The sequence below is a fragment of the Streptomyces marianii genome, from assembly GCF_005795905.1.
GTDB lineage: Bacteria > Actinomycetota > Actinomycetes > Streptomycetales > Streptomycetaceae > Streptomyces > Streptomyces marianii.
Window position 1 is genome coordinate 4,160,873 of record NZ_VAWE01000001.1, and the last position, 25,372, is coordinate 4,186,244.

Annotated in this window: 25 protein-coding genes and 1 tRNA gene; 11 read left to right on the forward strand and 15 right to left on the reverse strand. The window is 69.9% G+C overall.

From position 1 onward, the window contains the following. Positions 1 to 3: 3 nt before the first annotated feature. From FEF34_RS18600 to pknB, 5 genes are all read left to right on the forward strand, one after another. The gene (locus tag FEF34_RS18600; RefSeq protein WP_138054173.1) at positions 4 to 516 is read left to right on the forward strand and encodes an FHA domain-containing protein FhaB/FipA; all 513 of its coding nucleotides are present in this window, start codon (positions 4 to 6) and stop codon (positions 514 to 516) included. Positions 517 to 672: 156 nt separating this feature from the next. After that, complete coding sequence (locus FEF34_RS18605) at positions 673 to 2,172, forward strand: PP2C family protein-serine/threonine phosphatase (protein WP_138054174.1); 1,500 nt, start codon at positions 673 to 675, stop codon at positions 2,170 to 2,172. A gap of 27 nt (positions 2,173 to 2,199) precedes the next feature. Then, positions 2,200 to 3,627 carry an FtsW/RodA/SpoVE family cell cycle protein gene (locus FEF34_RS18610; protein WP_138054175.1) on the forward strand — a complete coding sequence of 476 codons (1,428 nt, stop codon included), beginning with the start codon at positions 2,200 to 2,202 and terminating at the stop codon, positions 3,625 to 3,627. Continuing rightward, a complete protein-coding gene (locus FEF34_RS18615) occupies positions 3,624 to 5,087 on the forward strand; it encodes a peptidoglycan D,D-transpeptidase FtsI family protein (RefSeq protein WP_138054176.1) in 1,464 nt (487 codons plus the stop codon). The genes FEF34_RS18610 and FEF34_RS18615 overlap by 4 nt, the downstream gene beginning before the upstream one ends. A 181-nt stretch (positions 5,088 to 5,268) precedes the next feature. After that, the gene (gene pknB, locus FEF34_RS18620) at positions 5,269 to 7,266 is read left to right on the forward strand and encodes a Stk1 family PASTA domain-containing Ser/Thr kinase (RefSeq protein ID WP_138054177.1); all 1,998 of its coding nucleotides are present in this window, start codon (positions 5,269 to 5,271) and stop codon (positions 7,264 to 7,266) included. 296 nt (positions 7,267 to 7,562) lie between these two features. Here the strand turns inward: pknB and FEF34_RS18625 are convergent, their stop codons facing one another. From FEF34_RS18625 to FEF34_RS18645, 6 genes are read right to left on the reverse strand one after another with little or no spacing between them, the layout of a single operon-like run. Further along, entirely contained in the window at positions 7,563 to 8,243 is a 681-nt protein-coding gene (locus FEF34_RS18625) for a class E sortase (RefSeq protein WP_138054178.1), read from the reverse strand. A 57-nt stretch (positions 8,244 to 8,300) separates the two neighbouring features. Further along, positions 8,301 to 9,482, reverse strand: coding sequence for a class E sortase (locus FEF34_RS18630; protein ID WP_138054179.1), 1,182 nt, complete (start codon positions 9,480 to 9,482; stop codon positions 8,301 to 8,303). Next, the gene (locus FEF34_RS18635; protein WP_138054180.1) at positions 9,479 to 10,117 is read right to left on the reverse strand and encodes an aminodeoxychorismate/anthranilate synthase component II; all 639 of its coding nucleotides are present in this window, start codon (positions 10,115 to 10,117) and stop codon (positions 9,479 to 9,481) included. Before FEF34_RS18635 ends, FEF34_RS18630 begins: the two co-directional genes overlap by 4 nt. Beyond that, entirely contained in the window at positions 10,114 to 10,275 is a 162-nt protein-coding gene (locus FEF34_RS41320; protein ID WP_093655650.1) for a hypothetical protein, read from the reverse strand. Before FEF34_RS41320 ends, FEF34_RS18635 begins: the two co-directional genes overlap by 4 nt. 56 nt (positions 10,276 to 10,331) lie before the next feature. Next, positions 10,332 to 11,054, reverse strand: coding sequence for a class E sortase (locus FEF34_RS18640; RefSeq protein ID WP_138054181.1), 723 nt, complete (start codon positions 11,052 to 11,054; stop codon positions 10,332 to 10,334). Positions 11,055 to 11,073: 19 nt separating this feature from the next. After that, on the reverse strand, positions 11,074 to 11,841 hold the full coding sequence (locus FEF34_RS18645) for a DUF881 domain-containing protein (protein WP_171053006.1): 768 nt from the start codon (positions 11,839 to 11,841) through the stop codon (positions 11,074 to 11,076). Between the two features lie 138 nt (positions 11,842 to 11,979). Between FEF34_RS18645 and crgA the strand changes: the two genes are divergently transcribed. Continuing rightward, positions 11,980 to 12,237, forward strand: a complete 258-nt coding sequence (gene crgA / locus FEF34_RS18650; protein ID WP_138054182.1) for a cell division protein CrgA — start codon at positions 11,980 to 11,982, stop codon at positions 12,235 to 12,237. A 284-nt stretch (positions 12,238 to 12,521) separates the two neighbouring features. On the opposite strand, the gene FEF34_RS18655 is transcribed toward crgA, so the two are convergent. Together FEF34_RS18655 and FEF34_RS18660 are read right to left on the reverse strand one after the other, a co-directional pair. Next, positions 12,522 to 13,421, reverse strand: coding sequence for a rhomboid family intramembrane serine protease (locus tag FEF34_RS18655; RefSeq protein ID WP_138054183.1), 900 nt, complete (start codon positions 13,419 to 13,421; stop codon positions 12,522 to 12,524). Positions 13,422 to 13,552: 131 nt separating this feature from the next. Continuing rightward, positions 13,553 to 14,086, reverse strand: a complete 534-nt coding sequence (locus FEF34_RS18660; RefSeq protein WP_138054184.1) for a peptidylprolyl isomerase — start codon at positions 14,084 to 14,086, stop codon at positions 13,553 to 13,555. A 207-nt stretch (positions 14,087 to 14,293) separates the two neighbouring features. On the opposite strand from FEF34_RS18660, the gene FEF34_RS18665 reads away from it, so the two are divergent. Continuing rightward, positions 14,294 to 14,986 carry a DUF5324 family protein gene (locus FEF34_RS18665; RefSeq protein ID WP_138054185.1) on the forward strand — a complete coding sequence of 231 codons (693 nt, stop codon included), beginning with the start codon at positions 14,294 to 14,296 and terminating at the stop codon, positions 14,984 to 14,986. A gap of 371 nt (positions 14,987 to 15,357) precedes the next feature. On the opposite strand, the gene FEF34_RS18670 is transcribed toward FEF34_RS18665, so the two are convergent. Both FEF34_RS18670 and FEF34_RS18675 read right to left on the reverse strand, forming a co-directional pair. Then, a complete protein-coding gene (locus FEF34_RS18670) occupies positions 15,358 to 15,867 on the reverse strand; it encodes a DUF6344 domain-containing protein (protein ID WP_138054186.1) in 510 nt (169 codons plus the stop codon). A 686-nt stretch (positions 15,868 to 16,553) separates the two neighbouring features. Then, a tRNA-Ala gene (locus FEF34_RS18675) sits at positions 16,554 to 16,626 on the reverse strand. A gap of 141 nt (positions 16,627 to 16,767) precedes the next feature. Here FEF34_RS18675 and FEF34_RS18680 point away from each other — a divergent pair. Further along, positions 16,768 to 17,316, forward strand: a complete 549-nt coding sequence (locus FEF34_RS18680; RefSeq protein ID WP_138054187.1) for a helix-turn-helix domain-containing protein — start codon at positions 16,768 to 16,770, stop codon at positions 17,314 to 17,316. An 82-nt stretch (positions 17,317 to 17,398) separates the two neighbouring features. Next, the gene (locus tag FEF34_RS18685) at positions 17,399 to 18,946 is read left to right on the forward strand and encodes a serine/threonine-protein kinase (RefSeq protein ID WP_138054188.1); all 1,548 of its coding nucleotides are present in this window, start codon (positions 17,399 to 17,401) and stop codon (positions 18,944 to 18,946) included. Positions 18,947 to 19,029: 83 nt separating this feature from the next. Here the strand turns inward: FEF34_RS18685 and FEF34_RS18690 are convergent, their stop codons facing one another. The 5 genes from FEF34_RS18690 to FEF34_RS18710 form a co-directional block, all read right to left on the reverse strand. Continuing rightward, positions 19,030 to 20,535, reverse strand: a complete 1,506-nt coding sequence (locus tag FEF34_RS18690) for a hypothetical protein (protein ID WP_267905229.1) — start codon at positions 20,533 to 20,535, stop codon at positions 19,030 to 19,032. 366 nt (positions 20,536 to 20,901) lie between these two features. Next, entirely contained in the window at positions 20,902 to 21,036 is a 135-nt protein-coding gene (locus tag FEF34_RS42960; RefSeq protein ID WP_003958712.1) for a DLW-39 family protein, read from the reverse strand. Between the two features lie 948 nt (positions 21,037 to 21,984). Next, on the reverse strand, positions 21,985 to 22,200 hold the full coding sequence (locus FEF34_RS18700; protein ID WP_138054190.1) for a hypothetical protein: 216 nt from the start codon (positions 22,198 to 22,200) through the stop codon (positions 21,985 to 21,987). 370 nt (positions 22,201 to 22,570) lie between these two features. Next, entirely contained in the window at positions 22,571 to 23,803 is a 1,233-nt protein-coding gene (locus FEF34_RS18705) for an XRE family transcriptional regulator (RefSeq protein ID WP_138054191.1), read from the reverse strand. Between the two features lie 369 nt (positions 23,804 to 24,172). Further along, on the reverse strand, positions 24,173 to 24,544 hold the full coding sequence (locus FEF34_RS18710) for a GntR family transcriptional regulator (protein ID WP_138054192.1): 372 nt from the start codon (positions 24,542 to 24,544) through the stop codon (positions 24,173 to 24,175). 301 nt (positions 24,545 to 24,845) lie between these two features. Here FEF34_RS18710 and FEF34_RS43700 point away from each other — a divergent pair, with 301 nt between their 5' ends. Next, positions 24,846 to 24,974: a hypothetical protein gene (locus FEF34_RS43700; protein ID WP_267905230.1), complete on the forward strand. Its 129-nt coding sequence runs from the start codon at positions 24,846 to 24,848 to the stop codon at positions 24,972 to 24,974. Beyond that, positions 24,971 to 25,360 carry a helix-turn-helix domain-containing protein gene (locus tag FEF34_RS18715; RefSeq protein WP_017946351.1) on the forward strand — a complete coding sequence of 130 codons (390 nt, stop codon included), beginning with the start codon at positions 24,971 to 24,973 and terminating at the stop codon, positions 25,358 to 25,360. Before FEF34_RS43700 ends, FEF34_RS18715 begins: the two co-directional genes overlap by 4 nt. The last annotated feature ends 12 nt before the right edge of the window (positions 25,361 to 25,372 follow it).

Sequence of the window (25,372 nt, forward strand, 5' to 3'; positions counted from 1 at the left end):
GCAATGTCAGAGCTGACCCTGACGGTCATGCGGCTGGGTTTCCTGGCCGTTCTGTGGCTGTTCGTCATCGTGGCCGTCCAGGTCATCCGTAGCGACCTGTTCGGCACCCGCGTCACGCAGCGCGGCTCGCGCCGCAACGCCGACGCGCGGCCGCAGCAGGCCGCGCGCCAGGCGGCCGCGCCTCCGCAGCAGCGCCAGCAGGCGACGCGCCAGCGCCGGGGGGCGCCCACGAAGCTGGTCGTCACCGAAGGCTCACTCACCGGCACCACGGTCGCGCTGCAGGGGCAGACGATCACGCTGGGCCGTGCGCACGATTCCACGATCGTGCTGGACGACGACTACGCCTCCAGCCGGCATGCCAGGATCTACCCGGACCGTGACGGCCAGTGGATCGTCGAGGACCTCGGGTCCACCAACGGCACGTATCTCGACCGGACCCGGCTCACCACCCCGACACCGATTCCGCCGGGCGCGCCGATCCGCATCGGCAAGACCGTCATCGAGCTGCGGAAGTAGTACGACAATGAGCGAGCGGAGCGAGCGAGCCGCGGCGGTCCGCACGGACCCCGCAGCGGTCCCGGCGACGGACCGGGGCAGGCTCCCGACCGGAGGGTGGGCAGTGTGGCTCGAGACCGGCTGTACCCCGAGGCAGCGTCGACAGGGCAGGTGCACATGAGTCTGTCACTGCGCTTCGCCGCCGGATCGCACAAGGGCATGATCCGGGAGGGCAACGAGGACTCCGGTTACGCCGGTCCGCGCCTTCTCGCGATCGCCGACGGCATGGGCGGCCAGGCGGCCGGCGAGGTCGCCTCGTCGGAGGTCATCTCCACGCTCGTCCAGCTCGACGACGACATCCCTGGCTCGGACATCCTCACCTCGCTCGGTACCGCCGTGCAGCGGGCCAACGAGCAGCTGCGCCTGATGGTCGAGGAGGACCCCCAGCTCGAGGGCATGGGCACCACCCTGACCGCGCTGCTGTGGACCGGGCAGCGGCTCGGCCTCGTACACGTCGGCGACTCCCGCGCGTACCTGCTCCGGGACGGGGTGCTGACCCAGATCACGCAGGACCACACGTGGGTGCAGCGGCTCGTCGACGAGGGCCGGATCACCGAGGAGGAGGCCACCACCCACCCGCAGCGCGCCCTGCTGATGCGCGCGCTGGGTAGTGGCGACCACGTCGAGCCCGATCTCTCCATCCGCGAGGTGAGGGCCGGCGACCGCTATCTGATCTGCTCCGACGGACTGTCCGGTGTCGTGTCCCACCAGACGCTGGAGGAGGCCCTCGCCAGCTACCAGGGCCCGCAGGAGACCGTGCAGGAGCTGATCCAGCTCGCCCTGCGCGGCGGCGGCCCCGACAACATCACCTGCATCGTCGCGGACGTGCTCGACACGGACTCCGGCGACACCCTCGCCGGCGCGCTCAGCGACACCCCGGTCGTCGTCGGCGCCGTCGCCGAGAACCAGGCGCAGCTGGGTGACGGCGGAGCGATGCAGACCCCGGCCGGCCGCGCGTCCGGCCTCGGCCGGCCCGCCGCACCGCCGCAGGGAGGCGGCTTCGGTCCGCCCGGGAGCGGCGACGACGTCGGCTACGGCGGGATGCCGCCGGAGGGCGGCTACGGCGCGTACACGGACGAGGACTTCGTCAAGCCGCGCCGCGGCCGGAAGTGGCTGAAGAGATCCTTCTTCATCGCGCTCGCGCTGGGAGTCGTGGGCGGCGGCCTCTACGGCGGATACCGCTGGACGCAGACCCAGTACTACGTCGGCGCGAACGAGGACCACATCGCGCTGTACCGGGGCATCAGCCAGGACCTGGCCTGGCTCTCGCTCTCGAAGGTCGAGAAGGACCACCCCGAGATCGAACTCAAGTACCTGCCGCCCTACCAGCAGAAGCAGGTCAAGGAGACCATCACCGAGGGCAGCCTCGGCGATGCCCGCGACAAGATCCAGGAGCTCGGCGCACAGGCCGCCGTCTGCAAGAAGGACGAGCAGCGCCGGGCCGCCGCGGACCGGGCCGCGGGCACGCCGCCGGGCGAGGGCCAGGCCGGCGGTACGACCGGCACGCAGCCCTCGACCCAGTCCGCCCAGACCAAGCCGACCGCAGCGTCTCCCTCTCCGGGCCCCACCCTCTCGGAGGAGGAGCAGAAGCTGGCCTCGAACTGCGGCAAGCAGTAAGCACCCGTAGGGGGGCCTTTCTCCACCATGAGCGTTGTCACCAACACGACCACCATCGGCGCCATCGACGCACCGAGCCGCCGCAACACCGAGCTCGTGCTGCTCGCGTTCGCCGTCGCGATCCCGGTGTTCGCGTATCTCAACGTGGGCCTCGCGCTCGACGGCGAGGTGCCGTCCGGCATGCTCGGCTACGGGCTCGGCCTCGGGCTGATGGCGGCCGTCGCCCACATCGTCGTGCGGAAGTTCGCCAGGTACGCCGACCCGCTGCTGCTGCCCCTGGCGACGCTGCTCAACGGGCTCGGGCTGGTGCTGATCTGGCGGCTGGACCAGTCGCCGCGGCTGAACGCACGCCCCGACTTCGCCCCGCAGGCGACGAACCAGCTGATGTACTCGGCTCTCGGCATCGCGCTGTTCGTCGGCGTGCTGATGATCCTGAAGGACCACCGCGTCCTCCAGCGCTTCACGTACATCTCGATGGCGGCGGCGCTGGTCCTGCTGATCCTGCCGATCGTGCCCGGTCTCGGCGCCGACGTCTTCGGCGCGAAGATCTGGATCCGGGTGGGCGGGTTCTCCATCCAGCCCGGCGAGTTCGCGAAGATCGTCATCGCGGTCTTCTTCTCGGGCTACCTGATGGTGAAACGGGACGCGCTCGCCCTGGCCAGCCGCCGGTTCATGGGCCTGTACCTGCCGCGCGGCCGCGACCTCGGCCCGATCCTCACGATCTGGGCGATGAGCCTGCTCATCCTGGTCTTCGAGAACGACCTCGGCACCTCGCTGCTGTTCTTCGGCATGTTCGTGGTCATGCTGTACGTGGCCACCGAGCGGACGAGCTGGATCGTCATGGGCCTGCTGATGTCGGCGGGCGGCGCCGTGGTCGTCGCGCAGTTCGCGAGTCACGTCCAGTCCCGCGTCGCGGCCTGGCTCGACCCCTTCGGGTGCCTGGAGACCGCCCCCGAGGGCTCCAACATGATCAACGCCTGTGACCAGATGACCCAGGTCCTGATGTCGTTCGGTGCCGGCGGCACTCTCGGCACCGGCCTCGGTCAGGGCAACTCCGACCTCATCAGCTTCGCCGCGAACTCGGACTTCATCTTCGCCACCGTCGGCGAGGAGCTCGGCCTGACCGGCGTCATGGCGTTCCTGCTGCTGTACGGCCTGATCATCGAGCGCGGCATCCGCACGGCTCTGGCCGCCCGGGACCCGTTCGGCAAGCTGTTCGCCGTCGGTCTCTCCGGCGCCTTCGCCCTCCAGGTCTTCGTCGTGGCCGGCGGTGTGATGGGACTCATCCCGCTGACCGGTATGACCATGCCGTTCCTCGCGGCCGGTGGCTCCTCCGTCATCGCCAACTGGGCCCTGATCGGCATCCTCATCCGTATCAGCGACACCGCGCGCCGTCCGGCGCCGGCTCCCGCCCCGTCCCCCGATGCCGAGATGACCCAGGTGGTCCGACCGTGAACAAGCCCCTGCGCCGCATCGCGATCTTCTGCGGCCTCCTGGTCCTCGCCCTGCTCATCCGGGACAACTGGCTCCAGTACGTCCGCGCGGACGAGCTCAACACGCACAAGCTCAACCGCCGGGTGCAGATCGAGCGTTACGCCCACGAGCGCGGCAACATCATCGTCGACGGCAAGCCGATCACCGGCTCGGTCGAGACGAAGGGCAGCGACTTCACGTACAAGCGCACCTACACGAACGGCCCCATGTGGGCGCCCGTCACCGGATTCGCCTCGCAGGCCTTCGACGCCAACCAGATCGAGAAGCTCGAGGACGGGATACTGACCGGCAACGACGACCGGCTGTTCTTCGACCGCACGATGGCGATGTTCACGGGCGAGAAGAAGAAGGGCGGCGACGTCGTCACCACCCTGAACGGCAAGGCCCAGGAGGCCGCGTTCAAGGGACTCGGCGACAAGAAGGGCGCCGTCGCGGCGATCGACCCGCAGACCGGGAAGATCCTGGCGCTGGCCTCGACACCCTCGTACGACCCGTCGGTCTTCGCGGGCAACTCGCTCGAGGACTCCGAGAACCGCCAGGAGCTGCTCAACGACAAAGACAAGCCGATGGTGAACCGCGCACTGCGCGAGACCTACCCGCCCGGTTCCACGTTCAAGGTCGTCACCGCGGCCGCCGCGCTGGAGAACGGCGTGGTCGAGGACATCGACGCGCCGACGGACACCCCCGAGCCCTACCTGATCCCGCTCTCGCGGACGCCGATGAAGAACTCGCACGGCGGCTGCGAGAAGGCGAGCCTGAACGCGGCCATGGAGGTGTCCTGCAACTCCGTCTTCGCCAACCTCGGTGACAAGGTGACCCGGGACAAGATGGTGGAGATGGCCCAGAAGTTCGGCTTCAACAACGCCGAGATCGACACGCCGGTCCGGGCCTCCGCGTCCGTCTACAACAAGACCATGGACCGCGGCGGCAACGCGCTCTCCTCGATCGGCCAGTTCGACACCGCCACGACGCCGCTGCAGATGGCCATGGTCACCGCGGCGATCGCCAACGACGGCAAGCTCATGAAGCCGTACATGATCGACCAGCTGCGGGCGCCCAACCTGGACGTGATCCAGACCTTCGAGCCGGAGGAGATGAGCCGGCCGGTCTCGCAGGAGAACGCGCAGCTCCTCCAGCAGATGATGGAGAACGTCGTCGAGAAGGGCACCGGTACCAAGGCGCAGATCAACGACGTCACCGTCGGCGGCAAGACCGGTACCGCCCAGCACGGTGTCGGCAACAGCAAGCGCCCGTACGCCTGGTTCATCTCGTACGCCAAGACCGACAACGGTTCGCCGGTCGCGGTCGCCGTGGTCGTGGAGGACTCCAGCGGCACCGCGCGCGACGACATCAGCGGTGGCGGACTCGCCGCTCCGATCGCGCGTGACGTGATGAAGGCGGTGCTCGACGGCAAGGAGTGACGGATGTCACTGTCCTGGCCTCTTCCCGCCTCATACCCGCACAATGCGATACCGGTCGCGTATCAGGTCCCGGCCATGGGCGGATGAGGAGCCCCGTGGCCGGTAGCGTATGCGCGAACAGCACACCGCCGGAGCACACACACGGGTGCGGTCGGGACTGACGGAGAGGGCTGGAACAGTTATGGAAGAGCCGCGTCGCCTCGGCGGCCGGTACGAGCTGGGCTCGGTGCTCGGCCGTGGTGGCATGGCCGAGGTCTACCTCGCCCACGACACCCGGCTCGGTCGCACCGTTGCCGTGAAGACGCTGCGGGCGGACCTTGCCCGTGACCCGTCCTTCCAGGCCCGGTTCCGCCGTGAGGCCCAGTCGGCCGCCTCGCTGAATCATCCCGCGATCGTCGCCGTGTACGACACCGGCGAGGACTACGTGGACAGCGTCTCCATCCCGTACATCGTGATGGAGTACGTGGACGGTTCCACGCTCAGAGAGCTGCTGCACTCCGGGCGCAAGCTGCTGCCCGAGCGCACGCTCGAGATGACCATCGGCATCCTCCAGGCCCTCGAGTACTCGCACCGCAACGGCATCGTGCACCGCGACATCAAGCCGGCGAACGTCATGCTGACGCGCACCGGCCAGGTCAAGGTGATGGACTTCGGCATCGCGCGCGCCATGGGCGACTCCGGCATGACCATGACCCAGACCGCGGCCGTGATCGGCACCGCCCAGTACCTCTCTCCGGAACAGGCCAAGGGCGAGCAGGTCGACGCCCGGTCCGACCTGTACTCCACGGGCTGTCTGCTCTACGAGCTGCTGACGGTCCGGCCGCCCTTCGTCGGGGACTCCCCGGTGGCGGTCGCCTATCAGCACGTTCGGGAGGAGCCGCAGGCCCCGAGCGTCTTCGACCCCGAGATCACGCCCGAGATGGACGCGATCGTCCTGAAGGCGCTGGTAAAGGACCCGGACTACCGCTACCAGTCCGCCGACGAGATGCGGGCCGACATCGAGGCGTGCCTCGACGGCCAGCCGGTCGCGGCGACCGCGGCGATGGGCGCCGTCGGCTACGGCGGCGCGTACGGCGCCCAGCAGGGCCGCGGCGGCGACCAGCCGACGACGGCGCTGCGCCAGGCGGACCCTGGCGGTCAGACGTCGATGCTGCCGCCCATGAACCCGGACGACGGCGGATTCGGCGCGTACGACGACCGCCCGGACCGCCGCCGCCAGAAGAAGTCGAACACCTCCACGATCCTGCTCGTCGTCGCCGGCATCCTCGTGCTCGTCGGCGCGATCCTGATCGGCAAGGCGGTTTTCAGTCAGAACGAGGCCGGCGGCAAGGTCGGCGTGCCGCAGCTGGTCGGCAAGCCGTTCGAGGAAGCCAAACGCCTCGGCGAGAACGCCAAGGTCGAGGTCGCCCAGTCCGGCACGGACCGCTGCGACCAGCCCAAGGGCAGCGTTTGCAGCCAGACCCCGAACAGCGGTCAGATGAACCAGGGCGACACCGTCCAGGTGGTCGTCTCCGAGGGCGCGCCGCTGGTCAAGGTGCCGGACGTCACGAAGGACTCCGAAGAGGACGCCGTCAAGGAGCTGAAGGACAAGGGCTTCGAGGTCGAGACCGAGTCGGTCGAGTCCGACCAGGAGCGCGGCACGGTCGTCGAACAGGACCCCGAGGGCGGCACCCGGGTGGAGAAGGGTGAGACCGTCACCCTGAAGATCGCCAAGCAGGAGACGAAGCCCGTACCGGACGTGGTCGGTCAGCAGTTCGATCAGGCCAACCAGCAGCTGACGACCCTCGGGTACACGGTCGTACGGCAGGACGTCGACGGGGCCGAGCCGGCGGGCCAGATCATCGCCCAGGATCCGACTGCGGGCTCCAAGGAGGCCAAGGGCATCACGATCACACTGAAGGTCTCCAAGGGCCCGCAGACGCCTCAGGCCCAGGTGCCGGAGGTGCGGAACCGCACTCTGGGCGAGGCCAGGGCCCTGCTGCAGCAGGCCGGATTCAACAACATCCAGGTGCAGGGCGACCAGAACGACAACGCCCGGGTGATCCAGCAGACCCCCCAGCCGGGAACCCAGGGTGACCCCGCTCAGACCCAGGTGGTGCTGTTCACGCTCCCCGGTGGCGACGGCAACGACGGCGGGGGCAACAACGGCGGCGGATTCATCGGCGGGCGCGGCGACTGACCTCCCGGCCACCGCACGCCCGGAACTCGGGAAGAAGCCCCGGCGCCCATCAGGTGCCGGGGCTTTCCCATGTCCGACTGCGGTCCTCGAGCTCGCACGTGCGGGCCCCCGCCGCACCCGGTCGCGGGGCTCCCCGCCACGGCTCGCGGTGTCACGCTCGGGGCCCGGCGCCAAGCGCGCCGTGGCGTACGGTGGCGGGACTCAAAGGGGCGAGGTCACGACCTCCCGGCCCGCATGGGTCGGAGAAGCGCGGGTCACGGGACCGCGGAGTCGCTGCGCGCTCGCAGCGGCCTCGCTCACGACTGCCGCAGCTCCGCCGGCGGCGTGCGATCCCGGTCGACCTTCTCCGTGCGCTCGAGTTCGCCCCACACGATGTAGCGGTAGTCCGAGGTGTAGACCGGCGTGCAGGTCGTGAGCGTGATGTACCGGCCCGGCTTCGTCCGGCCCGACTCCTTCGGCACGGGCTGGAGCACGTCCACGTTGTACTTGGACGTCTCCTTGAGGTCCTTGAAGACCTTGTAGATGTACCAGGTGTCCACGGTCTCGAAGACGATCGAGTCGCCCGTCTTGATCTTGTGGATGTTGTGGAACTTGGCGCCGTGGCCGTCCCGGTGGGCGGCGAGGGTGAAGTTGCCCTGCTTGTCGGCCGGCAGAGCCGACGCGATGGGGTCGACGTAGTAGCCCGCCACCCCGTTGTTGAGGGTCTTGGGGTCGGTGCCCTTCTTGACCAGGACCTCGCCGTTGCTCATGGCGGGCACGTGCAGGAAGCCGATGCCGTCCTTGGTGTCGAGCGCACCGGGGCCCCCGGCCCAGCGGTCGCGGACGCGTTCGCCCTGCTCCGCGGCCTCACGGTCGGCGATGACGTTCGTCCACCACAGCGAGTAGACGACGAAGAGGGCCAGCACCAGCCCCGCGGTGATCAGCAGCTCGCCGAAGACACTGATGACGCCGGCGATCCGGCTGCGCGCACGTGCCACTGCACCTGTCCCTGTCCCAGTCCCTGTTGTTCTCTCGCCCGGAGCCACGCCCGTCCGTCAGCCGACGAGCGCGTCCGGCTTGCCCTTGCTGCGCGGGCGTTCGTCGACCATCTTGCCCCACACGATCATGCGGTACGTACTCGTGAACTCGGGCGTGCACGTCGTGAGCGTGATGTACCGGCCGGGCCCGGTGAAACCGGAGCCGGCCGGCACGGGAGCGATCACCCCGACGTTGGAGGGCGAGGTCTGCGGCAGGATGCTGTGCATCTCGTACGTGTAGTACGTGTCCTGCGTCTCGACGACGATCGGGTCGCCCTGTGCGAGCCGGTTGATGTACCGGAAGGGCTCGCCGTGGGTGTTGCGGTGCCCGGCGACCGCGAAGTTGCCCTGCTTGTCCTCGGGCATCGCCGTCTTGAGCCCGCCCTCGGCGTAGTGGCCGACCATACCCCGGTCCAGTACCCGGTGCTTGTCGATGCCCTCGGCGATCGGCACGACGACGTCGAGCTTGGGGATGTGCATGATGGCGAAGCCCTGGCCCGGTTCGAACGCGCCCGGGGCCCGGCCCTTCGCCCAATCGTCCTGGATCTTGTTCGCCGCGGCGTTGGCCTGCTGGCCGGCCAGGATGTTGGTCCACCACAGCTGGTACGTGACGAACAGCAGCATGAGGACGCCGATGGTGATGAACAGCTCGCCGAAGGCCCGGCTGGCGATCACGGCCGGGCTGTCCTTGGCCGCCCGGGCCGCCCGCCGAGCCTCCACGCGGGAGAGCGGGGCCCCCGTCTCCGAGGGTTTCGGCGTCGCGGGCGGGGCGGTCGGTGCCCGGCGTCTGCGGCCCCGTCCCCGTGCTCTGGCCGCCTTACGGCGCTCGGCGCGGCCTCCGGTGGGCCGCTCGGACTCCGAAGGGCCGCCGAGCACCCGGAGCGCCGCGGTCTCGTCCTCGGGCGGGAAGAACGGCGACGGCACGGCCGCGGTCGGACGGTCGGCTCCCGTCCCTGACGGCGCCGGGTACCCCTCCCCCGGCATGGAGCCGGTCCGGCCCCGGGCCCGCCCCCGGGACTGCTCCTGAACCTGGGTATCTTCCCGGCCCTGGGGATACGCCTGCTGTCCGTACCAGTCCTCCTGATACGCCGCGGCGTACCGGCCGTGGTCGGGCCACTCCTCCGGCGGGGACTGCTGCGGCCCGCGCTGCCCGGGAACATCCGGAGCGCGGTACCACTGCGGTCCCCCCTCGCCGTTCACGCCAGGGCCTTGCCCACCACCGGCGCGAGCCCTGCCGACCGGCCCACCGCCCCCTTGTCGCCGCATTCCACCAGCCAGTTGGCCAGCATCAGATGGCCGTGCTCGGTGAGCACCGACTCGGGGTGGAACTGCACACCCTCGACCCGCTTCAGCCTGTGGCGCAGGCCCATGATGATTCCGTCCTCCGTGCGGGCCGTGACCTCGAGCTCGTCCGGTACGGTCCCCGGCTCCGCCGCCAGCGAGTGGTAGCGGGTCGCCGTGAAGGGAGAGGGCAGCCCGGCGAACACGCCCTTGCCCTCGTGCCGCACGAGCGAGGTCTTGCCGTGGAGCAGTTCGGGCGCCCGGTCGACCACCCCGCCGTAGGCCACGGCCATCGACTGCATGCCGAGGCAGACACCGAAGACGGGGACGTCGGTGGCGGCGCAGTGACGGACCATCTCGATGCACACCCCGGCCTGTTCGGGGGCACCCGGCCCCGGGGACAGCAGCACCCCGTCGAAGCCGTCCTGCGCATGCGCAGTGGACACCTGGTCGTTGCGCACGACCTCGCACTCCGCGCCCAACTGGTAGAGATACTGGACGAGGTTGAAGACGAAGCTGTCGTAGTTGTCGACGACGAGAATCCGCGCGCTCACTGGCCGTCCACCGTCACGTCGTTGAACGGAAGCAGAGGCTCCGCCCAGGGGAACACGTACTGGAAGAGCACGTACACGACCGCGAGGACCAGCACGAGCGAGATGAACGCCCGCACCCACGCGTTGCCCGGCAGATGCCGCCAGATCCAGCCGTACATGCCGTCCCTTTCCTTTCGGTACGGGACCAGATTAGAGGGCGCGGGGGGCCTGTGGGTCAGCTGTGGAAAGCTTCCGGTTTGCCGTGGGTCACAGGCCGGGTGGCGTCGAGGTGCGCCCACACCACCAGCCGGTGGCTGCTGCCCCACTCGGGATCGCACGTGGTGAGGGTGAGGTAGCGGCCCGGTCCGTCGAATCCGGACTTCACCGGAACGGCGTCGATCACTCCCACGTCCCCGGGCACAGTGCGGTACGGCTTGTTCCGTATGCGGTAGGTGAACCACGTCGTCCCGTCGTTGAGGACGACCGCGTCGCCGGGACGCAGCCGCGGGAAGTCCTTGAACGGGTCCCCGTAGGTACGGCGGTGGCCGGCCACCGAGAAGTTCCCCGTCGCGCCGAGCCGGGCGCTGCCCGCATAGTGTCCGAGCCCCTTCTTCAGGGTTCCCGCCTCGGTGCCCTCCAGCACCGGCCACTCCCAGCCGGCGCCGAAGCGCGGCACGTACAGCACCGCGAAGGGCCGGCCGCGTTCGTACGGCTTCGCGGCCGGCGGGGCGGGATCCGCGGCGGGCGGCGAGACGGCGGGTCCGCTCGCCTCCGGTGCCGCAGACGGCGCCTGCGGTTGCCTCGCCCACTCCTCGTGGAGCCGGACGATCTCGTCGTCGGTCGCTCCCCCGGCCTTCACACCGGTCCAGAACAGCACGTACGCCACGAACAGCACGATCACCGCCCCCGTGGTGATGCATATCTCACTGAGCGTCCGGACGATCAGTCGCACCAACACGGGCCGGCCTCCCCAGGGGCTACTGCACGGGCTTCGCGTAGTGGAGATCCACTGTGCCCGAGTAGCCGGGGAGAGTCACCGCCTCGCGCTCGTCGACTTTCCAGCCCAGCCCGTACGCCTTCACGTAGAGCTGGTAGTTCTGGATCGCGGGGGAGGCGGTCAGCGCCCGCTTGAGCCGGTCCGGGTCGCCCACGGCGGTGACCTTGTACGGCGGTGAGTAGACCCTGCCCTGCAGGATCAGCGTGTTGCCCACGCAGCGCACGGCGCTGGTGGAGATCAGTCGCTGGTCCATGACCTGGATGCCACGGGCGCCGCCCTGCCAGAGGGCGTTGACCACGGCCTGCAGGTCCTGCTGGTGGATGACCAGGTCGTTGGCCTGCGGTTCCGGGTAACCGGGTGCCGCCTGGGCGTTCGGGGGAGCATCATTGAGAGTGACGGAGACCGCCCGGCCGCCGAGCTTCTCGGTCCCCGCGGCCGTCTCCAGGGCCCGGAGCTTCTCGTCCTCGGCCGCGGTGGAGCCGTCGTCGCGTCGGGCGAGGGCGTCGACGTCCTCGCGGACCGCCGACGTGGACTCGTCGAGTTCGGCGTTCTCGTGGCTGCGCTGCTGGATCAGGTCGGAGAGCCTCAACAGTGAGTCGTCGGTCCGGAGGTTGGTGCCCTTGGCCGTGTTGAAACTGGTGACGAAGATCATTCCGGCGAGCGCGAAAACGGCAGCGGTCAGCAACCGGACCGGTCGCCACGAGGAGCGACGGACCGGCTCACCGGGGGAGTCGGCAGAATTGCTCAACGTACCCTTACCCTTCAGGCGCTGCGGAAGGACTACGCTAACGGACGCCCGGGGGAGGACCAGGTCCCCCTCACCCCCGCCGGCGCCAGCCAAGTTTCCACTGCGCGGTCACGCAGCGCATCGACAGGAGAGTCCCTCGTGCCGAAGTCACGTATCCGCAAGAAAGCCGACTTCACGCCTCCGCCGTCCTCGAAGCAGGCGACGAGCATCAAACTGACCAACCGCAGCTGGGTCGCTCCCGTGATGCTGGCGCTGTTCCTGATCGGGCTGGCGTGGATCGTCGTCTTCTACGTCACCGACGGCTCGCTGCCCGTGAAGACCCTCGGCAACTGGAACATCGTGGTCGGCTTCGGCTTCATCGCGGGCGGCTTCGCCGTCTCCACCCAGTGGAAGTAGCGGCGACCGACAGTCGAGCCGGTGGACCGGCCGCTGTCAAGCTCTGCCCCCAAGTTATCCACAGCGTCGTCCACAGATGAGGAAAAGGTCTGACGATCTGTGGATAACCCTCCGGATGTTGACGCCGGTGTGACCACTGGGGCCGATCCAGCGACGATCGCCCACGCTGTGCGCCCCTTGTCCCTCCTGGGAAGACCCAGGTCAGGGACAGGGGGCACAGCTGTTCCCCACAAGGCGCACAAGATCCGCCACACGCTGTGGACAACTTTGGGGAAAGCTCAGGCTCAGGCGAGCAGCGACTGGGTCCTCAGCACGATGGACAGGACCGACGCGACCAGGACGAGAGCGCAGACACCGACCTGCACGAGCACCCGCCGCTCACGAGGAGCGTGCACCATGCCGAACGCGATCAGCGTGCCGCCGACCAGACCGCCGACGTGGGCCTCCCAGGAGATGCCGGGCATGGTGAAGGTGATGAGCAGGTTCAGCGCCAGGAGTGCGATCACCGGACGCAGGTCGTAGTCGAGCCGGCGCAGCAGGACGGCCGTGGCGCCGAGCAGGCCCCAGATCGCCCCGGAGGCGCCGAGCGCACCCTGGTTCGGCTCCGCCAGCAGATAGACCAGCGCGCTTCCCGCCAGTCCGGAGAGCAGATACAGCGCGAGATAGCGCGCCCGGCCGAGCGCTGCTTCCAGCGGGCCGCCCAGCCACCAGAGCCCCAGCATGTTGAAGGCGATGTGCCAGATCTCCTGGTGCAGGAACACCGACGTCACCAGGCGGTACCACTCACCGTCTGCGACTCCCACGACCTCCTGGATCCGCGGGTTGAACGCCAGCCCGATCAGATCGAGCCGGTCCGCGATGGTCCGGTCGGCGAGGACCGCGAGGAACACCGCGGCGTTGACACCCAGAAGGATCTTGGTGACGAGCCGAGGGTCACCCGAGGTGAGTTCTGCCCCCGCGATCGTACGGGGACGGCTCGCGGACGGGGCGTGTCCGGTACCCGAACCCGTACGCACGCACTCCGGGCACTGGAAGCCGACCGACGCGCTGACCATGCAGTCGGGGCAGATCGGCCGCTCACATCGGGTACAGCTGATACCGGTCTCCCGGCCCGGGTGCCGGTAGCAGCTGGGCAGCCCGTGTGCGGCCCGGGGCCGGTCCGGGCTTCCTGGCGCCTGATCCATGAGGTCCCCTCGTCTTCCGCGCGGGCTCCCGCGCAATGCTTCGCCCCGCTCGTCTTACGGACGAGCGGGGCGTAAAGGTTCCCGTACGGAACCGGGCCTCCGCAGCTGGTTCCCGCCGCAGCCCCTGAGGGTCAGCCCTGGCGGGTCTCGATCACGACGGACTCGATCACCACGTCGTTCAGCGGGCGGTCGGTGCGCGGGTTGGTCGGCGCCCCCGCGATGGCGTCCACGACCTTCCGGCTGGCCTCGTCCGTGACCTCGCCGAAGATCGTGTGCTTGCGGGTCAGCCAGGCGGTGGGGGCCACGGTGACGAAGAACTGCGAGCCGTTGGTGCCCGGGCCGGCATTGGCCATGGCCAGCAGGTAGGGCCGGTCGAAGGCCAGGTCGGGGTGGAACTCGTCGGCGAACTCGTACCCCGGGCCGCCGGTGCCGTTGCCCAGCGGATCGCCGCCCTGGATCATGAAGCCACTGATCACCCGGTGGAAGACCGTGCCGTCGTACAGCCTGTCCTTCGACTTCTTCCCGGTCGCCGGATGGGTCCACTCCCGCTCACCCGTGGCGAGCTCGACGAAGTTCTTCACCGTCTTCGGCGCGTGGTTCGGCAGAAGCCGGATGTCGATGTCGCCGTGGTTGGTCTTCAGGGTGGCGTGGAGCTGCTCGGCCACGTTCTGCCTTCCGTAAGTCTTCTCTGACGTCCTCAGATCCTCCCACGGGAGGGCCGTGGACGCGGAAAATGACCCGGATGCCCGTCCCGCATGCCGTGCCGTCCCCCAGCGGGCATGATTTCGAAAAGGGTGGAAAGGCGGATGGTGCCTTTGCTGGGTCGACAAACGCCCCAGACGCCCGCGAACGCCACCGAGGAGGAGGATCCCGTGACCCGCATGGACAGCGTGCGCGCCGCGACGGACACGGCCAAGGAGAGCGTGCTGCACGCCGCGGAAGCGGTGGCGCCCTACGCCGGCACGGCCAAGGACCAGACCGCGGTCTACGCCCACCAGGCTCGTGTCGCCCTCGAGCCCAAGGTGAAGAAGGCTGCTCGCCGGGCGCGTCATCAGGCCCGCGTCCAGTACAAGTCCCATGTCGCACCGCACGTTCCGCCGCAGATGGACGACGCGGCTCACCGGGCCGCCGTCATGACCCGGAATGCCGCACGTCAAGCGGCGGACTACACGACTCCGCGCCTCGAGCACGCCGTCGCGGTGGCGCAGCCCGTGGGGCAGGAGGCCGTCGCCCGGTCCGCCGCCGCCCTTGCCGCGCTGCGCGGTTCGGTCACGGCCGACGACATCAGGAAGCTCGCGAGGAAGAACGAGCGGCGTGCGAAGTGCGGTAGCGCCGCGAAGGGCGCGCTGGTGGTCGGCGCCGTCGCCGCGGGGCTGTTCGCCGTGTGGAAGTGGTGGGACAAGCAGGCCAACCCGGACTGGCTGGTGGAGCCTCCCGCCGCGACCGAGGTCCCGGACCGTTCACCGTCGTCGGTCGAGGGGAGCGATGAGTCGGTGCTTGACCCGGAGGTTCAGGCCAAGCAGACGGAGAACGAGGGGGAGTCGGATCGCGAGGACCGTCGCTGACGTTCCGGGACGCCCGTCACCGGCGCTCTGCCGGCAGGGCTGTCACCGGCCGGTCCTGCGGCGGCTGGTGATGGTCTTGCCGGAACGCTGGTGCGTGGCTTCGGCGGACCGTGGGGGGCTCCGATGACCGTCGCCCACCCTGGCCGGAGGGACTCCAGCCGGGCATTGCCGGAGGTTCCGTCGGCCTCGTTGAGCCGTGGGCGCAGGCCCTTCGCCTTCAGCGGTCCCGACAGTGCCGGCCCGCCTGCACCGATCGGCTTGGGCGGCAGAGGGTTCCGGCCGTCTCCGACCGTCCCGGCCACGCACGACATCGCTGGCGACGTGTGCTGCCGGACGGGCGGCGCCTGGCGGGCAGAGGGCTTCCCCGCGCCTCATGCCGCCGCCGGAACGCGCGCCTCGTCCTCGATGTACGAGGACTCCCGCCGCGCTTCGGCCGCGTCGTCGAGGGTGGGCACCTTCCGGACGGCGGGCGAGGCTCCGTGGGCCTCGGCGCGGATCCGCTGCTCGATGGTCGGCGGCAGAGCGCGGTCACGAGGCGTCCTCTGGCGCACCACCTGGTACCAGAAACCGTGCACGGCCATGGTCCCGTGCGTGCCCGCGGCGACCGCGGGCACCGGGTGCGGCCCAGCGAGATGCCCGTGCGCACCCGCTCTCCTCCCCACCCTTCGCGCACCGACGGGATGCTCGTGCGCACGCGCTCTGTTGCCCGCGCTCCGCGCGCCGGGGACGGTGGGCTTCTGCTCCCCCGGGCCCTCGGGCTGACGGGGACCGGCCGACTGCTCGGCGGCCTTGGCGGAGGGGGCGAAGCCGAGGGAGGTGAGCAGGGAGACGATCAGGGAGACGAAGGCGGTCCACAAAGAGGTGACCTTGACGGCGGCCATGGCTCCTCGCTTTCGGATTGGGCGTTTTACATACGTTCCTCATGATGTGGACGCACCTCGAAAATCGTGGGACCTCGGCGCCGGGTCGGCGGATCTTCCGATGAACACCACCCGTGCGGCCTACCGCCCCTGAGCCGCCGTCATACCGGAACCGAGCACCTCACCCCCTTCCCGCCTGCGGAAACAGCCCGTCCCGACGGCTCGGCTGGCGCCTAGCGCGGCGCCGCCCATCCCGCAACCCGGAACGGATGCCGGCCGCTGCTCCGGACGGGCGTCGGAGCGGGACACACGGCGGGGAGGCCGCCGTCCGGGCAGGGTGGGGTCCTGTGCACGGGGGATTCCCTGCGGCGGACCGCGCCGGGGCGGCCCCGTGCACGACTGGACGAGCGGCCCGGGAGGTGCACGCCCGCCGAGGCGCCACGGGGCACACCGGCCGCCCCCGCTCCGTCCCGCGCGCCGCCCGCCTCGACCGGGCTCCGCCCGCGCACCCGCAGCTCGTTCGGCACCCACGCGGCTCACCGGGCACCGGGGGATCCCGAGAAAAAACTCGGGCCCGCACGGCGTCGGGAACCAAGCGGCCTCGCACCACTCGCGGGCACCACCGTGCCCGTCGGCGGGCAGGCGAGATCGGCACGAAAAACGCCCCCTGAAACCACGTTTCCGCAGTTCAGAGGGCATTTGCCGAGTGGAGCCTAGGGGAGTCGAACCCCTGACATCTGCCATGCAAAGACAGCGCTCTACCAACTGAGCTAAGGCCCCGGAACGGAGACCAGAGTACCGGGTAACCCCCGGGATCTTCCAAAAGGATTAGGACTCCCGGTATTCGACCACTCTCCGTAGGATGCTCGTCGGGTTCGCACCAGCGAAGCCACGCCAGGGGAAGCGATGGGGAGACGCAACATGGATGCAGCACAGCAGGACGCGACCGCGAGAGCGAGAGAGCTGCAGCGCAGCTGGTACGGGGAGCCGCTGGGGGCGCTCTTCCGCCGGCTCATCGACGATCTGGGCCTGAACCAGGCCCGGCTTGCCGCGGTGCTCGGACTGTCGGCCCCGATGCTCTCCCAGCTGATGAGCGGCCAGCGCGCCAAGATCGGCAACCCGGCGGTCGTCCAGCGTGTCCAGGCCCTGCAGGAATTGGCCGGTCAGGTCGCCGACGGCAGCGTCAGCGCGGCCGAGGCCACGGACCGCATGGAAGAGATCAAGAAGTCCCAGGGCGGCTCCGTGCTCACCGGCACGGGGCAGTCCACGACGAGCTCGGGAGCTCCGACCGTGCGCCGGGTCGTGCGGGAGATCCAGTCGCTGCTCCGTTCGGTTGCGGCGGCGGGCGACATCATCGACGCGGCCGACTCGCTCGCCCCCACCCATCCGGAACTGGCAGAGTTCCTCAGGGTGTACGGCGCCGGGCGCACCGCGGAGGCGGTCGCCCACTACGAGTCGCACCAGAGCTGACCGAGGCGGGACGCGGGCGGGCGGGAAGCACACCGGACGAAGCGGGACGCCGGAACAGGGAACCGGGAGCGGGCGCAGCGCAATGGGTGAGGTCTTCGCTGGTCGGTACGAGCTGGTCGACCCGATCGGACGCGGTGGGGTCGGCGCCGTATGGCGCGCCTGGGACCATCGGCGGCGGCGTTACGTGGCCGCCAAGGTCCTGCAGCAGAGCGACGCCCACTCGCTGCTGCGCTTCGTCCGCGAGCAGGCCCTCCGCATCGATCATCCGCACGTCCTCGCCCCGGCCAGCTGGGCCGCGGACGACGACAAGGTGCTGTTCACCATGGATCTGGTGAGCGGCGGCTCGCTGGCGCACGTCATCGGCGACTACGGCCCGCTGCCACCGCGGTTCGTCTGCACCCTGCTGGACCAACTGCTCTCGGGACTCGCCGCGGTGCACGCCGAGGGGGTCGTGCACCGCGACATCAAGCCCGCGAACATCCTGCTGGAGGCCACCGGCACCGGGCGGCCGCATCTGCGGCTGTCCGACTTCGGCATCTCCATGCGGAAGGGCGAACCGCGGCTTACCGAGACGAACTACGTGGTGGGGACGCCCGGTTACTTCGCGCCCGAGCAGATGCTGGGCGCGGAGCCGGACTTTCCCGCCGACCTGTTCGCCTTGGGGCTCGTGGCCCTGTATCTGCTCCAGGGCCAGAAGCCCGACTCCCGGGCCCTGGTCGAGCATTTCGCCGCGCACGGCACCCCGGGTGCCCCGCAGGGTATTCCGGAACCCTTGTGGCAGGTCCTCGCCGGGCTGCTCCAGCCCGACCCGCACGCCCGCTTCCGCACGGCGACCGGTGCGCGGAAGGCCCTCACCTCGGCAGTCGAGCTGCTGCCAGAGCCCGCCGTCGACGACGAGCCGGTCGAGATCTTCGACCAACTGGGTCCGCTGCCCTCGGACTTCGGCCCCGACGGCCCGGCGGGACGCGGATCGGGCGGGCCGAGGACCGACGCCGCGCCGTCCGGGGAACCGACGGGCGGCCACACGAGCCGTACCGGCCGTACGGACCGCACCGGACAGGCGCAGCAAGCCGGACGGCGCGACGGCGCGGACTCCCGGTCGCGGCCACCCCAGCCCCAGCCGGATCCAGAGCCGCAGCCGCAGCAGACCGGACAGGCGCTCCAGGGCGAGCTCGGCTCCCACGGCTCGCAGGGGGCTGCCCTGCCGTCGCCGTCGGAGACCGGCTCCTTCCATCTGCCCCCGCCGCCCCAACGCCTGGCGCCGTCCCGGGCCGGGGACCTGCCGTCCGCCTCCGCGCCGCAGGGAACCCCCGGACCCCCCGTACCCACCCATGCCGGCCAGCCCCACGGGCATCAACCGCCTGCACCGGACTTCGCCCAGGCGCCGACCGCTGCGGTCCCGCACGAACAACCCCTCACCCGTCAGTACACCGGCCACGGCCCCCAGGTGCCGGGTCAGGCACATCCCGTGCCGTACGCGCCGCTCCATGCCCCGGCCCACGCCCCCTCGTCCGTGCCTCTGCCCACGGCGCGGAAACGACCGGGACCGCCCCAGAGGGTGGTGGTCCCGGTGCTGCTCGTCGCGCTGGTCTGCTTCGCGGTCGGGATCTGGGCCCTCGCCCAGGCCTGAGGACGGCGCGGGCACGAGCGGTCGCCGTGCCCGGCAGGCGGGTTCACCGGGCGGCAACCGGCTTCACTGGACGGCGGGCGGGCTCACCGGGCGGGAGGCGGACCGTAGTCCGTCCGTGCCGTACCGTCGGCCTGCCCCGTACCTCCCGGGTGACCGGATCCGGCGGCGGGCCCGTACCCGTGACCGTGTCCGTACGGAGAACCGGTCCCCGGGGGCTGCGTCCCACCGGGGCCGACCGGGAGACCGGGGGGGTGGAGCGGGGTGCCCGCCGGAACTGTGCCGCGCCCCTGCCCGGCTCCGGAGGACGGCCCGTCCTGCGGTGGTGCGGCAGCGCGCCGACGCGCCAGCAGCGTCCAGGCGCCCAGTCCCAGGACCAGCACCGTCCCCGTGCTCACTCCGGCCATGCCGACCAGCCGCATCGTGTCGCTCTGGTCGGCTTTCTCGCCCTCGGAGACGCCGAGATCGCCGACCGGCTCCGCGTACGGCGGCGCGGCCTTGGCCTCGCCCTCGACGTTGACCCGGAGCGTCACGCCGAACTGCTTCTTGCCGAACTTCTGCGCCAGTTGGGGATTCAGGCTGACGGCAAGGTAGTAGTCGCCCTTGAGCCGCATGCCTTCCACCTCGTCGCCGCTGCCGAACCGGTTCTCGTAGGCGACCTCCGGCAGCGGGTCCAGTACGGCCTGCTTCTGCCGACCGTCGTACGACCTCGTCCCGGCGTCCTCGACGAGACCGCGCACGGGGTTGTACAGCCTCATGGTCAGGGCCTCGCTGACGAAGGTGGAGCGCTCGGTGTTCGTGCTTCCCAGGGAGGCGGTCCCGAAGATCCGCTGCCCCCAGTCGACCTTGACCCGGTAGAAGTACGTGCGCCCCGCCTCCAGACGGCTGCTCCACTCGCCTTCGGCGATCTCGGTGGCGTCGTTGAACCCCGTTCCGCCGACGGCCTCCCTCACCCCGCCCCCGGGCAGTCCGGGTGAGGCGGAGGGCCACTCCGTGGGGGCCTCGGTGGGTCCCTGCTGCTTCAGCCCGGGTTCGGTGACATGGCGGATCTCCAGCTCCCAGTCCTCGGGGGCGGAGGCGCCAGCGGACGTGGAGGCCGCGTCTCCTGTCCTCTCCACGACCACGTTGTAGGCGCCGCCCTCCTGGCAGGTCGGGCGGCCGTTCCCGATCGTGCGGTGCGCGGTGGCGGCCAGCGGCCTGGCGAACCTCCCCGGCCCCACCTTGTCGTCGGCGCTGCCGCAGTCGGCGCCCTGGCCGTTCTGGAGGGTGACCTCGATGCCGGCGTTGTAGGCGAGCCCGGTCCCCGGGCCGGGGACGGCCACGACCGAGACGTACGCGTTCCGCTCGGCATCCAGATCGACGCGGAAGTTGAGCTTCCCGTCCGGCCCGATCGAGGAGCGGTAGGTCGTACCTGCCCTCAGCTCCTCGGCGTCGGAGCTGCTCTCCGCGCCCTCGATCCGCTGCGCGTCCGCGCCGAAGACATACGGGTCCGGCTGGTCGGCCGCCCGAGCCGGGCCGGTGGCCAGTGCCGCCGCCGCGCACACCGCCGCCGTCACGACCGGCCCCACCTGGCCCCTGCTGCGCTGCCTCATCTCCGCGCTTCCCCTTGTCGTCTCCGTCGTCGCCCCCGGGGACGCCGGCGCGCCCTTACGGCCCGTAACGGCGCTCACGGATCCCGCTCGCGATCCACCGGGCGGGACCGCCTGTCGCCGGGGCGGTCGTGGTGCCGGTCCATCCTGCCCCGCCGTCCGGGCCTCTGTCTTCGCGCGGCCCCGAATCACCGCCCTCGCCGCACGCGACCTGCAGAAAGAGCCGCGGGCACGGCGACTTCACTCATGCAAGCAACATATTTGCCTAAGTGAATTCGGGAGGGGATCCCGGAGCCCGGCGGCATGGACAGCACGGAGCCCCGGCCGCTCGGCGGCCGGGGCTCCGTCACTCTCAGACTGTCTGCGGTCTCACACACCCGAACCTGCGGGCACGGAGTCGGTCGCCTCCGTCCACAGATCCTGCTCGGCGCGATCCGCCTGGATCTGGCGGTACACGAGGAGCCCGCCGATGGCGGCCAGTGCGACCAGGAGAAGCTTCTTCACCGCGCGACCTCGTCTTTCCTTGACGTAGGGGACTTCTGGCGCCCGACTATACACACCGATCGATACCGATCGGTGACCTGCGTACACCTCGGCCGGAGCCCCTCGAGTGGCCAACTCTCCCTTCCGCCAACAGGGATGGCCTTCCCGTGCGCACCGCCGATCCCGCCACGGCACGTCACAGGGCGTGAACCGGCGGCCCCTGCCCCTCTCCTCCGCCGTCCCGCCCTGCGCACCGCCCCGGGCCGTCCGAAGCCCTCGGGTGGCGTCCCGCCGGGTGGTGTAGCCGATCAAGGTGCCGGAATCCGCAGGCCAAGGACGACGGCTCCGTCGGTCCAGGGGTTCAACTCGTCTCAGCAGGGCGCCTCGTGGGCTGCCGCCTCTGCGGAGATCATCAGCGGCCTCGTAACCGAACGCGCAACGCTTGATCCCCTACACCACGACGCGGGACGCGACCAGCCCTCGCGACCTCCCGGCGGATCACGGCGCCGGAGACTGTCCTCGGGCCCGTATCCGCCCGGCAGCCACCCGCCGGGACGGATACGCGGGGGATGCCGCCTCGACGACGTGGGCATGTATCGCGGTCCGCGAAGCGTCTGATGCGGTCCGGAAACGGACGGCCCCTGAAGTGCGCACCGCTCCTGGCTCCGCTCATGAGCGATCAGGGCCTGCCGCCCGACCTGGCCGGTCCACTCGTCGGCTGACGTCGGCTGTGCATGCCGAAGGCCCCCAACCATGATCGGCTGGGGGCCTTCGTGCTGGTGGGGCTAACAGGATTTGAACCTGTGGCCTCATCCTTATCAGGTCGGTCGCCGGGCACATTTCACCCCGGTCGCCTCATGCTCGCGCTGTTCCTACCTGCCGCACGTATCCGGGAGGGTTCGCCAACGATCAGCCGTGTTGGTGTCAGCCGTTGATGTCATCGCGACCTGGCGGTCTTGACACAACGCGCTACACGCCGAACGCGGCGGCTCCGAGCACTCCGGCGCCAGCGAGCATGAAGATGCCACCGATCACCCGGCAGGTAGTCACGCTGGCTGGCCAAGATCGATAGGCATAGGACATTGCCTGGAACCGTTCGGCCATCCTGCAGACGTTGGCCACTACTACGCCTCCGCCAACCAGGGCGCAGGTCCCCCACATCAGCTCGAACGCTTGACTGGTCACGCGGCGAGGATAGCCGTGGGTCGGCGTAGCGGCTTTGGGCGGGAGCTGCCATGGGGCGAGAGATCGGGGCCCGTACGCTGGTCAGCGAAATCGGGCAGTCTGTGGACCTGCCCGGTAATGGCCCGATGTGGGCCCCGATCTTCGAGGCTCGCCCCATGGTGGCTGCCTAAAGCCGTGGAGCCGACCGCCCCAGCCACAGCGGGCTACCGTCCACCGCATCAGGTGTGCTCGCTCCAGCCGCGCGGCCGGCGGAGCCGGGGCCCGGAGCGGGGCGGAGACAGGAGCGTCGGGGCCCGGCGCTGGAGCCGGGGCCGCGCGCGGCGAGCGGAGCGAGCCGCCTTGATCGAGGTAGAGAAACCTGTAACAGGTCCTAGCTGGTGCGACTGAGCGCGGTCAGGTGATCCAGGTACTCACGGCCCGTCGCCTCGTTGGCGAAGTCCCGATTGACGATGGCTGCAAGTTCGCGGCTGACCATGAGCAGGGACGGCAAGGACTGCCGGTCGCCCTTGAGCGCCCACTCGCCGTAGTTCACGGCCTGGTCCAAGTCGCCCTGCCTGGCTGCGACCACACCCAGCGTGATCCGCGCCTCCGCCATGCGCATCGGTGATCGCTCGGACCCGTCGAAGTCGGTGCCCGCCCGGATCACCTCTTGGGCCAGGTTCTCGGCGAACCGGTCCTCTCCGAGCAGCCGGTAGCAGTCCATCGCGTAGAAATCGAACTTCGCCGGGTCCACCACGAAGTGGTGATCCAGGTTCTCGGGGTACGGCATCCCCTCGAGGAGCTTGCGCCCTCGGTCCAATGCGACCTCCGTCTGTCGCCGGTCACCGAGCCTTGCCCAGCCCTTCGCCTCCTGGGCTGCGAGCTGCACAGCCACGCCATGCGAGGGAGCCGACTCCGCCCCGGCCTGGGACGCCGCGAGGATTCCGCGGTAGTCGCCGGTGGTCAGTGCGAACCAGGCGCGCATCTCGTGGGCCCAACCGGAGATCTCGGCGTTGCCAGACTCACGAGCTAAAGACAGGGCTGCCTTCCGGGTGCTCTCGGCTGCTGCCCGGTCGCCCATGTCGTACTCGACGCATCCGATCAGGAGCGCCAGCCAACCGGACAGGGTGAGCACTTCGCGGTGCTGGGCGAGCGTGAGCCGCTGGGACTGGAGCGCTGCGACACGCTTGAGCCACTGCCTGCCCTCTGCGGCGAGCTGCCCGCTCGGCAGGTACGGGTACTCGGAGCACAGCCGATCCGTAGTGATCCGGAGAGCGTCAAGCGTGGCGTTGTCGACGTCGGATGCCTGCAGCCTGCTGATGATGTCCAGAGTTTCCATGCCGCTGACGGCGGCGATCTCCGCGTTCCCGTCCCGCTGCCCGGCCACCGGGAAGATCGCGTGGGTGACGGTGCCGAAGGTGGCCGCGATGATCGGTTGGTAGAAGTCGCTCGGCATGACCTCGCCGGACTCCCACCGCTTCCACTGGCGCACCATGCTGGAGCCCTCTGGCAGCGGCTTCGGCGAGTGGGCACGCAGCGCGGCGACCACTTCAGCCTGTGACCATTGCCGGGCCTCTCGCTCCGAGGCGATCCGTCGCGCCCATGTCGGCCGTTCATCGCTCATCTGCTGCCCTCCCGTCGGGGTGCTTGCCTTCGAGTCTGGCACTCGGAGCGCTGGTGACACGGGGGGTGACAGGGGGTTGGCACCAAGGCTGTCCCCCAGTGACACCACGCCTGTCCCTAGTTACTCGGTCGCGCGGCCCGCATGGTGGATCACCTGTCAGGCCTCTCGCTCCGAGGCGATCCGTCGCGCCCATGTCGGCCGTTCATCGCTCATCTGCTGCCCTCCCGTCGGGGTGCTTGCCTTCGAGTCTGGCACTCGGAGCGCTGGTGACACGGGGGGTGACAGGGGGTTGGCACCAAGGCTGTCCCCCAGTGACACCACGCCTGTCCCTAGTTACTCGGTCGCGCGGCCCGCATGGTGGATCACCTGTCAGGCACAGCTCGGGGACTGGGCGCGCTTCTCCAACTCGGCCACTCGGGCGGCAAGTTGCTGAATCTCGGAGTGGATGGCGTTGATCTCATCTCGGTTAACCGGCCCGCTGGTCTCCTGCCCGGCCCCGTCTTCGCTCGGCCGGTCCTGCACGAAGTACCCGCGCGTCGGCACAGAGACGATCACACCCTCATCAGCAAGCACCTTGAGCGCGTTGCCCACGGTCACCGTCGTGACCTTGAACCGGTCCGCCAGGTCACGCAGTGATGCGAGCCGGTGCCCTGCCGGGAGCGGGGTGCTCTCGATCTCGTCGCGCAAGGCGTCGGCGATCTGCACCTTCTTGGGCCTGGGGTCGTGGGCTTCAACCGTCATGAGCCGAGACTACCGACCATGGCGACATAGCACAGCCTATGTCGCGCTAACACTTGTGCTCTACTCTGCCCTATAGCAAGCTATGTCATGCGGCTAGGCCGCATGCCCGGAGGGCGACGCATCTACCGCCAAGCAGTCCGCCGCCCTCCTTCGTCCCTTGAAGGGAGCTTCCATCATGCCCGCGACGCTCTTCGTCTCGCACCCTGCGCCGTTAACCGCTCCGCTCTCGTGTACGGATGACGGCGTGGTCTACCTGCCGTCACCATGTCAGGCGTGCGGGTCCGCCCCGAGCTGGGGCTGGATGAAGGTGGATGGCATCGGCGTCCTGATACACGACACCGCCGACCGGGAGCGCTGCCCGGTGGCCGTGCCCTTCGACTGGGAGACCGGCAAGCCGCTGGCCTCGCTCGCCGGGGCGGTGGCGGCATGACTGCCTCGATCGTTCCTCTCGTCTCCGGTCCGGCTCCCGTGCAGCCGCCCGTCCTGCGGGCTCCGGACACTCCGCTGGGCCGTGCCCGGCTGGCTCGGGGCTGGTCTCAGATCAAGGTCGTGCGGGCACTGATGCTCCTGGCCGATCACTGGGGCTGGGACATCGCTGCCGAGAACTCGCTCAAGGTCTTCATCTCCCGCTGGGAGAACGACACCCACCGCCCGGGACAGACGTATCAGGTCCTGCTCTGCGCGATCTTCCGTGCCACCCCAGCCGAACTCGGCTTCACCCGTCCCGCCGCCGCGTCCACGCTCACCGAACGGGTCGCCGCTCTGGAATCGGTGATCGAGGGCCTCACGGAGCGGCTCGGGGAGGTGGCTGCGTGACTGAGCCTGCTC

Excerpts from the sequence above, each read along its gene's own strand:
- FEF34_RS18685 (WP_138054188.1), top strand. The coding sequence starts at position 17,399 with ATGGGTGAGGTCTTCGCTGGTCGGTACGAGCTGGTCGACCCGATCGGA.
- FEF34_RS18690 (WP_267905229.1), bottom strand. The coding sequence starts at position 20,535 with ATGAGGCAGCGCAGCAGGGGCCAGGTGGGGCCGGTCGTGACGGCGGCG.
- FEF34_RS18600 (WP_138054173.1), top strand. The coding sequence starts at position 4 with ATGTCAGAGCTGACCCTGACGGTCATGCGGCTGGGTTTCCTGGCCGTT.
- pknB (WP_138054177.1), top strand. The coding sequence starts at position 5,269 with ATGGAAGAGCCGCGTCGCCTCGGCGGCCGGTACGAGCTGGGCTCGGTG.
- FEF34_RS18655 (WP_138054183.1), bottom strand. The coding sequence starts at position 13,421 with ATGGATCAGGCGCCAGGAAGCCCGGACCGGCCCCGGGCCGCACACGGG.
- FEF34_RS18705 (WP_138054191.1), bottom strand. The coding sequence starts at position 23,803 with ATGAGCGATGAACGGCCGACATGGGCGCGACGGATCGCCTCGGAGCGA.
- FEF34_RS18710 (WP_138054192.1), bottom strand. The coding sequence starts at position 24,544 with ATGACGGTTGAAGCCCACGACCCCAGGCCCAAGAAGGTGCAGATCGCC.
- FEF34_RS18605 (WP_138054174.1), top strand. The coding sequence starts at position 673 with ATGAGTCTGTCACTGCGCTTCGCCGCCGGATCGCACAAGGGCATGATC.
- FEF34_RS18610 (WP_138054175.1), top strand. The coding sequence starts at position 2,200 with ATGAGCGTTGTCACCAACACGACCACCATCGGCGCCATCGACGCACCG.
- FEF34_RS18680 (WP_138054187.1), top strand. The coding sequence starts at position 16,768 with ATGGATGCAGCACAGCAGGACGCGACCGCGAGAGCGAGAGAGCTGCAG.
- FEF34_RS43700 (WP_267905230.1), top strand. The coding sequence starts at position 24,846 with ATGAAGGTGGATGGCATCGGCGTCCTGATACACGACACCGCCGACCGG.
- FEF34_RS18670 (WP_138054186.1), bottom strand. The coding sequence starts at position 15,867 with ATGGCCGCCGTCAAGGTCACCTCTTTGTGGACCGCCTTCGTCTCCCTG.
- FEF34_RS41320 (WP_093655650.1), bottom strand. The coding sequence starts at position 10,275 with ATGTACGGCTGGATCTGGCGGCATCTGCCGGGCAACGCGTGGGTGCGG.
- FEF34_RS18715 (WP_017946351.1), top strand. The coding sequence starts at position 24,971 with ATGACTGCCTCGATCGTTCCTCTCGTCTCCGGTCCGGCTCCCGTGCAG.